The sequence below is a fragment of the uncultured Methanobrevibacter sp. genome, from assembly GCF_902801725.1.
Lineage (GTDB): Archaea > Methanobacteriota > Methanobacteria > Methanobacteriales > Methanobacteriaceae > Methanocatella.
On sequence record NZ_CADCJB010000040.1, the window covers coordinates 1 to 14,047 of the forward strand.

Here is a 14,047-nt window from a genome sequence, read left to right on the forward strand (position 1 = left end):
AAATGTTCCTGAAAAAGTAACAAGAGACACTGCAGAAGGAGGATATGCAGTTGCATACCGTGCAGTATTATACATTTTAAACACTACCGGAGCTGTTGTAAGTGACTTGAATATCATTGCAAAATATCCAGGATATGATACTACAAAAGCAACAACAACCACTGACGAATATAAGACCGCAGGCATCTATGCTGACACCAATAAAAAGTTAGTAATTACTGGATGTGAGGTTACTGGTGCATCTTGGGGTATTTTCGAACAATACTCTTCAGACAGCATAATCAGTAAAAATAATGTGCATGACATATACACAACAGGAATAATGAACTTCGGTTCTCCTAGAGCAATAATTATAGAAAACACCATCAGCAATGCAATAAATCATGGTATTGATACAAGACACGGAACCGGACCTAATGTAACCATAGCATTTAACACAATATTCTCTTCTAAAGAAGGAATATATCTTATGCACTCTAAAGGTCATATTGTTTACAACAACACAATCAATAATTGTAAAATCAGTGGAATTACAGCATACGGATCAGGAGACGAAAGCATATTTAACAATACAATTAATAAAAGTAGAATCGCTATTTTACTCGGCGGAGGATACTACAACGTAACTATTGGTACAAATTCATATAACTTAGATTCATTACCATTCCCACCTACTTTTGTGACATACCTTACAAAAGCAGAAAATAAATATCAAAGTGCTGATAATGTAATGAGAACATACTCAGATAAAGAAACTGCTACAATCACTACTACAGATACCGGATTAATAACCATTGGACTAACAGAAGATGGATTTAATGTTACTTTAACTGATGCAACTGGAAAACCAATTTCCAAACAAACAATTTCAGCAACAATTGGTGGAGAAAACTTTACTGCTGAAACTGATGCTAAAGGTAATGCAACATTCAACACCGGTTTAAAAGCAGGTATTTATGATGCTACATTTGTATTTGCAGGCACTGACAATTACCTCAAAACTGAAGCAAATGCAACTGTAAAAATCGTTGATGACAGAGTTGATACTGCAATCACTGCAGCAGGTAAAACTGTCTACTTACGAGTTATTGTAAAAGGAAGTACATACCAAATCACTCTTAAAGATGGTCAAGGAAAAGCTTTAGCCAATAAAACCATTACTGTCAAATATAATGGAAAAACCTACAGAGCAACTACCAATGCTAAAGGAATAACTAAAGTAACTCTTAAAGCAAAAAAAGTAAGCACATTAAAAGCAACTGTTAAATTTGCTGGTGATGACCAATACAAAGCAGCTAGCAAAACTGCAACCATCAAAGTTATCAAAGAAGCAACTAAATTATCCGCTCCTAAAAAGACCTATTATTCCAAAAAAGCCAAAAATTATGTTGTAGTTTTAAAATCCAAATCCAATAAAGTTATTTCAAATGCAAAATTAACCTTAAAAGTTAATAAGAAAACTTACACTGCAATTACCAAAAAAGGCAAAGCCATCTTTAAAATTACCAAATTAACTAAAAAAGGTAAATATACTTCAGTTGTTAGATTTGCAGGAAATACATACTTTACTGGAAAAGCAGTTAAAACAGTGATAATAATAAGATAAAGAGATTTATATTAATCTCTTTAATTTTTCTTTTTTTAAAAAAATAATCTATGTTTATTCTTTCTAGAATATGCAGTTTGAAGTAAATTAAATCATCAGATTAAATAAAGGCATTTCACCATTAGGAATGGGCATTTCACCAGCTACAATTCCTTAGTCGCTTCAGATGTACCGACAATAACCTTATCAACCATCTGTGAAAATATACCATTTTCAACAACGCCAGGAATTGTATTCAAGTCAATTTCCATGTGCTCAGGTGATTCGATTTTTTCAAATTTAGCATCAATAACAAAGTTGCCGTTATCAGTAATTACAGGACCATCCTTTCTTTGAGCCATTCTTATTTCACATTTGGCACCCATATCCTCAAGTTCTTTAATGACCATACGGGACGCATCAGGCAAGACTTCAACAGGCACAGGGAAATTCCCCAATTCCTTGACGCATTTTGACTCATCGACAATGACGATGAATTTCTCTGCAGCATAGTCAACAATTTTTTCTTTTGTATGTGCCGCTCCACCACCTTTAATTAGATTGAATTGGCCATCAACTTCATCAGCGCCATCAACTGACAGGTCAATGTCATGCTCTTCCAAAGTGGTTATTGGAATGTTCCATTCTTTAGCTTTTAATAATGATTGGAATGATGTTGGAATTCCCATTACATTAATACCTTCATCGCGAATTCTCATTCCCACTTTTTCAATGAAATAGTGTGTAGTTGAACCTGTTCCAAGTCCTAAAACCATTCCATCTTCAACATATTCCGCTGCTTTATAGCCTGCATTCTTTTTACTGGAATCATTGCTACTGGCATTTTTCATTTATATCACAAACCCCAAAGTAAGTTTATTAAGTTTATAACCTTTTTTACATTCCTCTTTATGTTTACCGTTGTTTTCTAAAACGATGCATTTATCGTTTTCCTCCAATCCGTCAGGGAAACATAAATCATGAAAATCACAATTCTCATCACAGTCAGGAGCATTGAACGTAAATGTTGATCCTTCGAAAATACTTTTTGAATCAGTCAGCAAATCAATTTTAGCTCTGTCAACCTCTACAGGAATAACAGTTTCTTCTGCATGTATCGGGCATTTTTGCTGTGTGTCTTTAACGTCAGTTACAACGTATTTTCTGTTCTTTTCCAGATTTCCAACACAGGATGATTTAAATCTGCAATTTTCACACTCCTCAGCAGGACCTAGAAAAACAAACTCCTGACCTTTTTTTGCCAATTCCTTTCCTATTAATGTAATCATTAAATCACCTCTGTTTTATAAGCCAGCTCATATGCCGCTTCTTTTGAAATTCCATTGTCACCTAAAATAGTATATCTTTCAGGCCTGATTTTATGAGCCAACACCAGTGCATCAATTATGTCTTCTTCTGATATTCCAACTTCCTGGGCAGTTGTTGGTGCTTGTACAGACTTAAGCGCATCTTTTATTGCCTTCCAATCGCCTCCATGAAGATACATCATAAGAATAGTTCCAATACCACATTGCTCACCGTGCAATGCAGGCTTGTCCAAAATCTTATCCAATGCATGTGAGAACAAATGTTCTGATCCACTGGCAGGACGTGATGAACCTGCAATACTGATAGCCATTCCACCACTGAACAATGATTTCATGACTATTCTTGCACTTGCTTCAAGATTTGGCTTTATATTGGCTACATTATCAGTGATTAAATGCGCTGACATGATTGACAGTGCAGCTGCTGATTCGCTGATAGGTTCATTTTTTAGTCTATGAGCCAATTCCCAATCTTTAATAGCTGTAAAATTTGCAATCAAATCTGCACATCCTGCAGACAACAGCCTGAATGGAGATTGTGCAATAATTTCAGTATCAGCAATTACAGCTATTGGAGACTGTGCTTTAGCAGATGTTGAAGTATTAGGGTCTTTAATTGAAGCTAAAGGAGATACAATACCATCATGTGAAGCTGTTGTTGGCATGGAAACAAAATAAACACCTTGATTATGTGAAGATAACTTGGCTACATCGATTATTTTTCCTCCACCAATGCCCAAAACAGTGGTGTCTGAAGTGATCAATTCTTCAACTTCGGCTATTGAATCATAGGTTGCATTGTTGACTTTAATAACATCCCATTCAATGCCTGCTTTTTCAAGGCTTTCTATTGCAGGTTTTGCACCTGCTTCATATGTATGATTACCCGTAACGATTAAAATCTTTTTATCCAAATGCAAAGACTTACAAATTTCTCCAGTATCTTTTATAATACCCGGATCAATGTAAACTTCACGAGGCATTTGTATTTTCCTATTACTCATAAATATCTCCTAAAGTAAATTATACATTAATATATATGTATAAAATAATTATAAATAACTTTCTTAAAAATTTTCATATGAAAAAATATTGAGAAATACAAAAACATTAACCGTGGCCGATTCTATAACAAATTCAACAAATATAATTAAATAAATTTAATAGTTATTAAAAACAAATTATTTAATATTATAAAATATTATTAGGTGATATGGTGGAAAATTTTGATGAATGGTTTCATGACATTTTAGAACAAGCAGACATAACTGATTCAAGATATCCTATTAAAGGAATGGCAGTTTGGAGGCCATACGGTTTTCAGATAAGAAAACATTCCATGAACATTATCAGAAACTTATTGGATAAAGACCATGATGAAGTATTGTTTCCCATGCTTGTTCCAGAAAATGAACTTGCAAAGGAAGGTATACACGTAAAAGGATTCGAAGAGGAAGTGTACTGGGTTACAAAAGGCGGTAAAAGAGATTTGAACGAACATCTTGCATTAAGACCAACCAGTGAGACAGCAATCTATCCTATGTATTCATTATGGATTAGAACACACATTGATCTTCCAATCAAAATGTATCAAATCGTCAATACCTTCAGATATGAAACAAAACACACTAGACCTTTAATTAGGGTGAGAGAAATCACTACATTTAAAGAAGCCCACACTGCCCATGCCACTAAAGAGGAATCAGATGAGCAAGTTCAAGACTTCATTGAAATGTATAAAGAGTTCTTTGATGATTTAGCCATCCCGTATTTAATTTCCAAAAGACCTGAATGGGACAAATTCCCAGGAGCAGACTACACAATGGCTTTTGATGTCATCATGCCAAATGGTAAGACATTGCAAGTTGGTACAATCCATAATTTAGGTCAAACCTTTGCAAAAACATTTGACATCACCTTCGAAGATAAGGACGGTGAGCACAAACTTGTCTATCAGACCTGTGCGGGAGTATCCGATAGAGTAATCGCATCAGTTATTGGAATTCACGGAGACGACAAAGGTTTACGTCTGCCACCAAAAGTATCACCTAACCAAGTTACCATAATTCCAATTTTATTTAAGAAAGGAAAAGAAGAAGTTCTAGCCAAATGCAGTGAAATTAAAGAACAGCTCGAAGCAAAAGGATTGAGAGTAAATCTTGATGACAGAGACATAAGGCCAGGCAAAAAATTCAACGATTGGGAACTGAAAGGAACACCAATTAAACTTGAACTCGGACCTCGTGATTTAGAAAATAACATTACAATAGCTATGAGAAGAGATGAAGAAGAGAAAATCGAACTTGCACTTGATGAATCATTAGCTGACAATGTAGTGGATTTACTTGAAAAATCATCCGAAAGTTTATCTTCACAGGCATGGAACTTCCAAGAAGAACATGTCAAATTTACAGACAATCTAGATGAAATTTCAGAACTTGTCGAAGCAGGAAACATCGTTAAATTTAAATGGTGTGGAGACGAAGAGATAGGTAAAGAAATTGAAGAAAAAACAGGCTATGACATTTTAGGAATCCTGGAAGAAATATCCGAAGGCAAATGTATAGCCAGTGACAATGATGCGAAATACCTCGCTTTAATAGCTAAAACATATTAGTGATATTATGGATAATATCTATGCAATAATTCCAGTCAGTAAGTTCAAAAATGCAAAAACCAGGCTTTCTCCTTTTTTATCAGAGAAAGAAAGAGAAAAACTCCTAAAGGTAATGCTTCAGGATGTAACGGACACACTGAAAAGATATGTCGATAAAATTTTCATCATTAGCAGAGACGAAGACGTTTTATCTTATGCTGAAAGTCTTAATCTGAACACCATTTTGGAAAATGAAAATTCCAATTTAAACAAAGCATTGACACAGGCGATGAAATTCTGCAAAGGTAAAACCCGCAAAGTCATTATTGTTCCATCAGATATCCCCTTAATCGGAAAAACCAATATCCAAATGCTAATTGATGCTGGAAAGAGCCTTGATTTCATCATTGTTCCATCAAAAGGCGGTGGAACAAACATGATGATTATGAAACCTATGGGAATACATACCAAATTTGAAGGATTCAGCTACAAGGAACATGTTAAAGCAGCTGAAAGAAAAAAATTAAATCCTCAGGTTCATGATTCATTTTTCATGGCGCTGGACGTCAATACTGCTGAAGATTTGGGAGAAATAATGATTCATGGAGAAAAAACCCATACCAGAAAATACTTAAAAGAATTGAAAGTGAAATTCGAACCTTCACGCGGAAGCGAAAGAATAAACGTTACAAGATCTGATTAAAATGATAGTGATGAGTATTGCAGGTGTTGATCCTTCAGGAGGCGCTGGTGTATTTGCTGATTTAAAAACATTCCAAGCAATTGGAGTCTATGGAACAGGAGTGGTAACCGCTTTGACTGCTCAAAATCCATATAAATTTTTTTCAACAATGCCTGTGAACGAATCATATATTGAAGAGCAAATTGATTCAGTGATGGAATCATATGAAGTCGAATTCATCAAAACAGGAATGCTCTATTCGCCTGAAATAATTAAGATGGTATCAGAAAAGATTAAAGAATATAATTTAAAGGCTGTGGTTGACCCAGTAATGGTTGCAACTTCCGGCGGAGATTTAACCAAAGAGGATTTGGCTAATGCGTTTAACAGATATCTGCTTCCAAAATCCATTTTAACAACACCCAATATTTCTGAAGCAGAAAAATTAGCTGATTTTAAGATTGGCAGTGAAGAAGATGCAATAAAAGCATCCAAAAAAATCAGATGCAACAACATAATCACCGGAGGCCACTTAGACGGAATCAATACAATCAACATTAATGATGAGGTTACAACAGTAAAACAGGAATTAATAGAAACAGATAATCTGCATGGCACCGGCTGCAATCTATCATCAGCCATTGTTGCTTATTTGGCAAAAAACAATGATTTGAAAAAATCTATCTTAAAATCCCTCGATTATGTCTATGAGGGAATAAAAAATGGAAATTACGGAACTTTAATAGCTAAAATATAATGTTAAAAAAAAAGAATTAAATGAGATATGGCTGAAAAGCTAGTCTCCCATATCTAAATTTTCGACAATTGACTCTTGAAGAGCAATAAACTCTTCAGATTCTCTTTTTCTTGGTCTATCAATATTTACATCCACGATATTTGCAATCTTTCCAGGATTTTTATCCATGATGACAATTTTATCAGCAAGATACACTGCCTCATCAACATCGTGAGTTACAAAAACAATTGTATTTTCAAATCTTTTCCAAACCCCAATCAGTTGCTCTTGAAGCTTATGCCTATTTTGCATATCCAATGCAGAAAATGGCTCATCCATTAACAATATTGGTGAATGGTTAAGCAAAGATCTAATTATTGCAACCCTTTGCTTCATACCACCTGAAAGTTCATGAGGATAGCTATCTTTAAAGTCAATTAAACCAACACTTGTCAAGTATCTTTCAGCAGCAGCAATATTTTCTTCTTTGCTTCCCTGTTTTGTCATTTCCAAACCAAAAGTTACATTTTGAAGAACAGTTAACCAAGGAAATAGTGAATATTGCTGAAAAATTACAGCCCTGTCACCGGATGGTTTTTTAACAACTTCACCATTGGCAACAATTTCTCCAGAAGTAGGTTGATCCAATCCTGCAATCAATCGTAAAAGAGTAGTTTTACCACAACCTGATGGTCCTAAAAGGCAAACTAACTCCCCATCATCAATAGTTAAATTAATATCCTCCAAAACAGATAATTTATCTGATTTTTTACCTTCAAAGGATTTATTAATATTTTTTATCTCAATTGACATTCATAACACCTACCAGAATATCCTGTTTTGAACTCTTGTAAATACAAAGTCAAATATAAGTCCAATTAAACCAATTACAAGCATACCTACAACAGTAGTACCAGTATCAAACAGGTTTGTTGCAGTTAAAATCATATAACCTAAACCACTACTTGAACCAATCATTTCAGCTGAAATAGTACACATCAATGCAATACCGATACCTACCTTTAAACCGGATACGACATAAGGGACCGCAGAAGGCATAACAATACGCCTTAAAACATTCCAGTCGTTTGCTCCTAATGTTTGTGCAGATTCAACCAACACTTTATCAGTTCTTTTAACTCCGTCAGTAGTATATATCAAAATAGGGAATACACATCCCATAAATATAATGAATATTGCAGGAACAGTTCCTATTCCAAACCATAAAATTGAAAATGGAATCCATGCAACAGGAGGGATTGGTCTTAAAACACTTATTACAAAAGTGCATAAATCTTCCAAAGTTTTATACCAACCAAGTATAATTCCAAGAGGAATTGCAACTATAGATGCTAAAATTAAACCTGCAAATACTTTGAATAATGTATCCACTGTATTGGTGAGTAATTTTCCATTTTGAATAACTACCCATGCAGAATTGATTACATCAATAGGACCCGGCAAGATATATGAAGAAAATAATCCCAGCCCATTAGTAATTAAATACCAAAAAAATATCAATATAATCGGTAAAATTACTGGAACGAATTTATTTTTATAATTATCAAACATTTCATCACTTAAATAAATTTTTATACAGTTATAATTATAAGCATTATAATATAAAAACTTTTTAAAAAAAATTAACACAAATAACTCTAAAAAATACAAATTTTAAGGGATTAATGATAAATTCAACAATTCCAACTTAATCCTTAAAGACATTGAAAGAAAATTGCTTGAAAAAATAGATAAAATTATATAATATTAATTTAATAAGATTTTACCAAAACTATCAAAAGGGTGTAATATTGAATGCAGATAAAAAATTTTTCTCAAAAATTGGTCTTAACTATTTAATATTAGGAATAACTGCTTTGATATTTCAGATAATACTCATAAATATCCTAGGAACATTTAACGCAAAGTTACTTAGTGATATTAATATACTAGCAATCCTATCATCAATTTGCAATTATTTACTGCCATTGCCTATTTTTATTTACCTAATGAGAAAAATTGAATCGAAAACACTGCAAAAAGAAGACATTACTCCAAAAAAATTCATAAAATACGTTGCAATTTCAATAACTCTAATGTGGATTGGGAATATGGTTGGCCTTCTGATTACTGCCTTACTGGGTGGAACCATCAATAAAGAAATAGCAAATCCCGTTTCAGAACTGATTGGTTCATCAAATATCCTGATAAACCTGCTACTGATTAGTTTTATCGGACCTGTCTTTGAAGAATTAATATTCAGGAAAGTATTGGTTGACAGAACAATAAAATACGGTGCAAAAGTATCCATAATACTCTCAGCATTGATATTTGCATTTGTCCATGGAAATCTGAATCAGTTTTTCTATGCTTTCCTGATTGGAGGATTCTTTGCATATGTCTACATAAAAACCGGAAAAATAATCTATTCAATATCAATGCATATAATCATCAATCTGATGGGATCAATTGTAAGCTTACTTGTCGGCAGAGCAGTCCAATCACTCATTCATAACTCATTCAATTTTGCTGATTTTAGTATTGTGTTGATATACATTTTAATAGTGATTTCATGCATCATAATTGGAATTCTTGGACTGGCAGGATATAAAAAAGCCAGATTTAATGGATCAAAAACAGAGATTTATTTAAAAAATCCATTAAAAACAGTATTTCTGAACTACGGGATGATTGCATTTATACTATTCTTCACGGGTGAAATTATCTACCAGATAATCTAAAAAAAATAAGGGGAAGATATTATTTTTCTGCAAGAGTCCAATAACATCTTTTTGGAGAAACAATTGTTTCATCCTTTTTTAATTCTTTCATGATTTTATCAACTTCTTTTTTCTCAACACCAGAAAGTTCACTTACCTTTTTAGCATTTAAAGGGTCATCAGAACTTCTGAATGCCTCAATTACTTTTTCTTTATCATCCATTTTCCACACACCCAAGAATCATTCCATGTTTTCCTCTTCTTCCATGGATGCAACAACACTATTTAAAATTTGAAGTGATTTGGAAAACGCAGGCATGCCTGAAGTCAATAAAACAACTCTCAAAACATCAACAATTTCTTCAGGAGTAATGCGCAATACTTCAATAGCACTTCTGATTTGTTTTTTGATAGCTCTAGGGTCAGCACGTGATGCAGTAATGCCTATAGCTATTAATTTTTGAGTTTTGTAATCTAATACTTTTCCATCCCAGACAACATTATTCATATCAGTTACAAGTTCATACAAATCAGGGTGTTCACCTTCCAACTCGCGTATACCTTTACCATAATAAACTTCTCCTTTCATATAATAACCTCAATTAATTTTAATTAATAGTATTTTACTTTTTTAAATTATATATAATTAATAGCTACTTTTTCTTTTCATGAATATTAATTCAAAATAGTTGTATAAAGTTGATTGAAAAATATGCATAAGTGGTAGAACTTTTCGTGAGTTTCAATGAAACTATGTTTTCTAACCTCTTTTACAACATCACCATCTTTAACATCACCAATCAACAAAGGAGAATCAGGATTATGCAATTTTTGATTCCTTTTGACTAGCTTCATGTTGCTGTTGGCGTAACACACTTTAAATTATCTACTACTTTTTAGTGAATTTTGTTTCCACATTTAACAAACAAATATAACTTGTCAAATGCCTTACAAAAATTGGACATACAAACCATTAACCTATATAAAAATCTTAACTGTTATGAGATACTCATCAATTTTTCAATTATCCTAAGATTTTTTAATCTTATAATATAATAGATATAAAAAGTGTTTAAAAATAACTGATTTTGTAAAAACATTGTTTTGACAAGTTTCTACACATTTTGAGCAATGCCTGCACTTTTCAATATCCATCAGAATATAATCATCAAATGTTTGAATCAGATTAAAATCATATGCCTTTGCACATTCCCCACAACCAATACAATTTTTCCATACATTATACATACAAATCAAAATTATATTATGCTTAATATTATGTCGAATACCCCCATCATTTGAAGGCCAATATATGATATTACGATTACCTGCAGCGCTTTTAATTTTGTAGGATTGATTTTTTTAGATAGGTTAGCAGCATATCCGGATACAATAATGCTGGTTATTGTTAAAAATACGAATTGAAGCAAGTTGACATAACCTAATGAAAAATCCGGCAATCCTTGAACACCCCAACCTAAAACAATATAACAGATTACCCCTGCAAGTGTGGTTGCGATGCTTAATGCTGAAGTTGTTCCGATAGTATTTGTTATTGGATATCTCAAGTATGCCACGAAAATCGGTATGATAAATGCTCCTCCTGCGGGACCTATCAATCCGCTTGCAAGACCACATGCAAATGCAATAGAGTAAAATAATCCTGCATCAGTTTTAATATTATCTAAAGAGGTAGGAGATTTTATTAAAACTAAAAATACTGTTGATACTATACATATTACACCAAACAAAATCTTTAAAACCTCAACATCTATGTATTGAGATATGACTGCACCCAGAATGGCACCTACAAAACCAAAGACCATCATTGGTTTTAGGTGCTGTTTTACTATTAGATTGTTTTGTTTGTGCTTTCGTGTACTGTTTATCATCGTGACACAGATAACTGCAAGACCTGTTGCAAAGGTAACCGTTAGGGACGTTTTAGGATCACATCCAATTGAGGTTAAAAGATAATATTGGATTGGAGTGATTACAATTCCACCGCCAATCCCCAAAAGGCCTGCCATGAAACCTGCAAAGCAACCTCCAATCAACAGCAAAACAACATAAAAAAGCAAATCCATTATTGCACCATGCGCCCTATTGAAATTTAAATCTTAATCAAATCTTTAAATTTTTGCACAGATTTCCTTAATTTCACCTTCTACTTCCTCAAGGTTAATTTCTTTTTGGGAAAGGTTGCTTTGAGCTATGTGTGAATTATATTCAAGTTCCCCAACGACAGATATGTCATCATCCAATTGTTCCAATACCAAATCTTTAGTATTTTCATCAATTTTATTCAATATTACCATATATTCTTTGGATGCCTCTTTTGATAATGATCCTATTTTATTTGCCAACAATATTGCATCGCTTGACGGGTCAACTATTGAAATGAGTTTGTCTGCAGACTCAATTACTCCTCTTCCAATGTGTTCTATTCCCGCTGAGGTGTCGACCAATATTACTTCATTGTCTTGTAATTCAATGTGATTTAGGAAGTCTCTTGTAAGATTTCCCATCGGACAGGCACAGCCTTCATCAGGGTCGTTGATTTTTCCGGATTCAATGAATCCTATATTTCCGTTCCATGTCACATAATCGGAAGGTAAATCTGATAATTTCATATTATCCAAAATATCTATTGAATCTGAGGCGGCGTCATCTTTCAGGTTGATTTTTTCTAAAACCATACCTTTAATTCCTACTTTTAAAATTTCACCCATTATCTTATCTCTTCCACCATAATATTCCATTAATGAAGTGTCTGCAACATCAACATTAAGCATCTTGTTCAATCCGAGGTTTCCCTCATCCATATCAATTATTAATACTTTATTGTTTTTTGACAATTCCTTTGCAATTAATGATATGAATGTGCTCTTTCCACATCCTCCTCTTCCATTGATAAATATTTTTTCTTTCATTTAGTTCACTTTCCATAATTTGTGTTTTAAATTATAAATAAACTACAATTAAAAGGTTTTGTAACAAAAAGGTAACAAAAATAATAAGTAACAGTGTGATATCCTCTTTAAAGTAATACTTTTTAAAAATATTTAAAGGAAAAGGTTTAAATTTAACAATAGGTGCAAAATGACAATTAAAAGAAAATTTGATAAACTGCCCCCATACTGTCAATTTGAAAAAAATCTGAATCTTATTAAAAACAAATGGACAGTATACATTTTAAGGGACATGATTCTTGGAAAAAAATATTTCAGCGATTTCAAAGAGGACAAGCCTGAACTGTCCAATAGAATCCTAACACAAAGACTTAAGGAACTGGAAGAAAACAACATCATCGAAAAAAACATCAAAGATAATGAAACATCATATCACCTGACTGAAAAAGGCCACAGGCTTCAAAACATATTATACGAACTCGCCATTTTCAATCTTGAAGAGGAATATCATGGAGAGGAACTGGAAAAAATTAAAAAAGAATTTGAACAGTTAAAATATGGGGGAAACCAAAAATGAATAATATTGCTTATCTTTTACTTGCAATTCTATTGAAACCAGTGCCACATCACTGTTAAAAGTTGCTGAAGGTTTCACTAAACCATTGCCAACAATAGCATCAATCATATTATACATATTATCATTTTACAGTCTCAGCAACTGCCTAAAAACAGCACCAATAGGAGTTGCATATGCCATTGGTCAGCATTGGGAATCGTGCTTGTGACAATTGTAGGGATTATCGCTTTCAAACAGACCCCTGATTGGGCTGCTATCCTTGGACTTTTACTTATCATTATAGGTGTAGGGGTGCTAAATCTATTCTCAAAAATGAGCTTACATTAATTATGAATTATTTTTTAAAAAAAAAACTAAAAGTCAAAACAACTTAGTTTGTAAATCAATATAGCTAGGTTCATTAACTTCATTTACAACATCCCCATCTTTAACATCCCCAATCAGCAACGGTGAATCTGGATCATGCAACTTCTGGTTCCTTTTGACCAACTTCATGTTGCTGTTGGCATAACAATAATTGCTTGTCATCAATTGTTTATAATAATTTCAGCATCTTACCCTGCAACTTTTCCAATAATACTCAAGTAGTTACCTTTGTATCATTAATTGGTTCAGGTTGTGTCAGTGATTATAGTACATGTTCAGGATTTGTATTTCCACCATCCCAGTTTCACCCAGTATAGATGAAAATATTTAATTATCATGATTTCTAAAAAAAGTAGTGTAGAGAGAACATAAGTATGACAACTTTCGCATGCCCTTTCATATAACTCTCTCCATAAATTTAATTAATTAATGATTTAATTTTTAAGTTATATATAATTAATAGCTACTTTTTCTTTTCATGAATATTAATTCAAAATATTTGTATAAAGTTGATTGAAAAATATGCATAAGTGGTAGAACTTTTT

19 protein-coding genes are annotated in these 14,047 nt (G+C 33.0%); 7 read left to right on the forward strand and 12 right to left on the reverse strand.

Annotation, left to right across the window (positions count from 1 at the left end):
• On the forward strand, positions 1–1,606 hold a 1,606-nt coding region (locus QZV68_RS08555), incomplete at its 5' end, for a right-handed parallel beta-helix repeat-containing protein (protein WP_296880538.1).
• A 143-nt stretch (positions 1,607–1,749) separates the two neighbouring features.
• Here QZV68_RS08555 and rpiA read toward each other — a convergent pair.
• Genes rpiA through QZV68_RS08570 form a run of 3 tightly spaced genes read right to left on the reverse strand, consistent with a single transcriptional unit; the run spans position 1,750 to position 3,917 of the window.
• Positions 1,750–2,436, reverse strand: coding sequence for a ribose-5-phosphate isomerase RpiA (rpiA, locus tag QZV68_RS08560; RefSeq protein ID WP_296880540.1), 687 nt, complete (start codon positions 2,434–2,436; stop codon positions 1,750–1,752).
• Positions 2,437–2,874 carry a UPF0179 family protein gene (locus tag QZV68_RS08565; protein ID WP_296880542.1) on the reverse strand — a complete coding sequence of 146 codons (438 nt, stop codon included), beginning with the start codon at positions 2,872–2,874 and terminating at the stop codon, positions 2,437–2,439. It lies immediately after the preceding gene.
• Positions 2,874–3,917, reverse strand: a complete 1,044-nt coding sequence (locus QZV68_RS08570; RefSeq protein ID WP_296880544.1) for an NAD(P)-dependent glycerol-1-phosphate dehydrogenase — start codon at positions 3,915–3,917, stop codon at positions 2,874–2,876. The genes QZV68_RS08565 and QZV68_RS08570 overlap by 1 nt, the downstream gene beginning before the upstream one ends.
• A gap of 209 nt (positions 3,918–4,126) precedes the next feature.
• Here QZV68_RS08570 and proS point away from each other — a divergent pair, with 209 nt between their 5' ends.
• The 3 genes from proS to thiD are packed head-to-tail and all read left to right on the forward strand — an operon-like array spanning position 4,127 to position 6,948.
• Positions 4,127–5,530, forward strand: coding sequence for a proline--tRNA ligase (proS, locus tag QZV68_RS08575; protein WP_296880546.1), 1,404 nt, complete (start codon positions 4,127–4,129; stop codon positions 5,528–5,530).
• 7 nt (positions 5,531–5,537) lie between these two features.
• Complete coding sequence (cofC, locus tag QZV68_RS08580) at positions 5,538–6,212, forward strand: 2-phospho-L-lactate guanylyltransferase (RefSeq protein ID WP_296880548.1); 675 nt, start codon at positions 5,538–5,540, stop codon at positions 6,210–6,212.
• Position 6,213: 1 nt separating this feature from the next.
• Positions 6,214–6,948, forward strand: a complete 735-nt coding sequence (gene thiD, locus QZV68_RS08585; protein ID WP_296880550.1) for a bifunctional hydroxymethylpyrimidine kinase/phosphomethylpyrimidine kinase — start codon at positions 6,214–6,216, stop codon at positions 6,946–6,948.
• Positions 6,949–6,987: 39 nt separating this feature from the next.
• Here the strand turns inward: thiD and QZV68_RS08590 are convergent, their stop codons facing one another.
• Positions 6,988–7,740, reverse strand: coding sequence for an ABC transporter ATP-binding protein (locus QZV68_RS08590; RefSeq protein WP_296880552.1), 753 nt, complete (start codon positions 7,738–7,740; stop codon positions 6,988–6,990).
• A gap of 9 nt (positions 7,741–7,749) precedes the next feature.
• Entirely contained in the window at positions 7,750–8,499 is a 750-nt protein-coding gene (locus QZV68_RS08595) for an ABC transporter permease (RefSeq protein WP_296880554.1), read from the reverse strand.
• 437 nt (positions 8,500–8,936) lie between these two features.
• Between QZV68_RS08595 and QZV68_RS08600 the strand changes: the two genes are divergently transcribed.
• Positions 8,937–9,668 carry a CPBP family intramembrane glutamic endopeptidase gene (locus tag QZV68_RS08600; protein ID WP_296880556.1) on the forward strand — a complete coding sequence of 244 codons (732 nt, stop codon included), beginning with the start codon at positions 8,937–8,939 and terminating at the stop codon, positions 9,666–9,668.
• Positions 9,669–9,687: 19 nt separating this feature from the next.
• Here QZV68_RS08600 and QZV68_RS08605 read toward each other — a convergent pair whose 3' ends face one another.
• The 5 genes from QZV68_RS08605 to QZV68_RS08625 all read right to left on the reverse strand — a co-directional run bounded on the left by QZV68_RS08605 (position 9,688) and on the right by QZV68_RS08625 (position 12,580).
• Positions 9,688–9,870 (reverse strand): MarR family transcriptional regulator, encoded by a 183-nt coding sequence (locus tag QZV68_RS08605; protein ID WP_296880558.1) that lies wholly within the window; start codon positions 9,868–9,870, stop codon positions 9,688–9,690.
• An 18-nt stretch (positions 9,871–9,888) separates the two neighbouring features.
• Positions 9,889–10,236 (reverse strand): carboxymuconolactone decarboxylase family protein, encoded by a 348-nt coding sequence (locus tag QZV68_RS08610; RefSeq protein ID WP_296880560.1) that lies wholly within the window; start codon positions 10,234–10,236, stop codon positions 9,889–9,891.
• A gap of 86 nt (positions 10,237–10,322) precedes the next feature.
• The gene (locus QZV68_RS08615) at positions 10,323–10,502 is read right to left on the reverse strand and encodes a hypothetical protein (RefSeq protein ID WP_296880563.1); all 180 of its coding nucleotides are present in this window, start codon (positions 10,500–10,502) and stop codon (positions 10,323–10,325) included.
• Between the two features lie 404 nt (positions 10,503–10,906).
• Complete coding sequence (locus tag QZV68_RS08620; RefSeq protein WP_012955168.1) at positions 10,907–11,734, reverse strand: sulfite exporter TauE/SafE family protein; 828 nt, start codon at positions 11,732–11,734, stop codon at positions 10,907–10,909.
• A 45-nt stretch (positions 11,735–11,779) separates the two neighbouring features.
• Positions 11,780–12,580, reverse strand: coding sequence for a cobyrinic acid a,c-diamide synthase (locus QZV68_RS08625; RefSeq protein WP_012955167.1), 801 nt, complete (start codon positions 12,578–12,580; stop codon positions 11,780–11,782).
• Positions 12,581–12,749: 169 nt separating this feature from the next.
• Here QZV68_RS08625 and QZV68_RS08630 point away from each other — a divergent pair, with 169 nt between their 5' ends.
• A complete protein-coding gene (locus tag QZV68_RS08630; protein WP_296880565.1) occupies positions 12,750–13,136 on the forward strand; it encodes a helix-turn-helix domain-containing protein in 387 nt (128 codons plus the stop codon).
• Here QZV68_RS08630 and QZV68_RS08635 read toward each other — a convergent pair.
• Positions 13,110–13,253: a hypothetical protein gene (locus tag QZV68_RS08635; RefSeq protein ID WP_292876356.1), complete on the reverse strand. Its 144-nt coding sequence runs from the start codon at positions 13,251–13,253 to the stop codon at positions 13,110–13,112. The two genes, QZV68_RS08630 and QZV68_RS08635, sit on opposite strands and share 27 nt — an antisense overlap.
• On the opposite strand from QZV68_RS08635, the gene QZV68_RS10275 reads away from it, so the two are divergent.
• Positions 13,222–13,344, forward strand: coding sequence for an SMR family transporter (locus QZV68_RS10275; RefSeq protein ID WP_342674259.1), 123 nt, complete (start codon positions 13,222–13,224; stop codon positions 13,342–13,344). The two genes, QZV68_RS08635 and QZV68_RS10275, sit on opposite strands and share 32 nt — an antisense overlap.
• 152 nt (positions 13,345–13,496) lie before the next feature.
• Here QZV68_RS10275 and QZV68_RS08645 read toward each other — a convergent pair whose 3' ends face one another.
• A complete protein-coding gene (locus QZV68_RS08645) occupies positions 13,497–13,664 on the reverse strand; it encodes a hypothetical protein (protein ID WP_296880568.1) in 168 nt (55 codons plus the stop codon).
• Between the last annotated feature and the right edge of the window lie 383 nt (positions 13,665–14,047).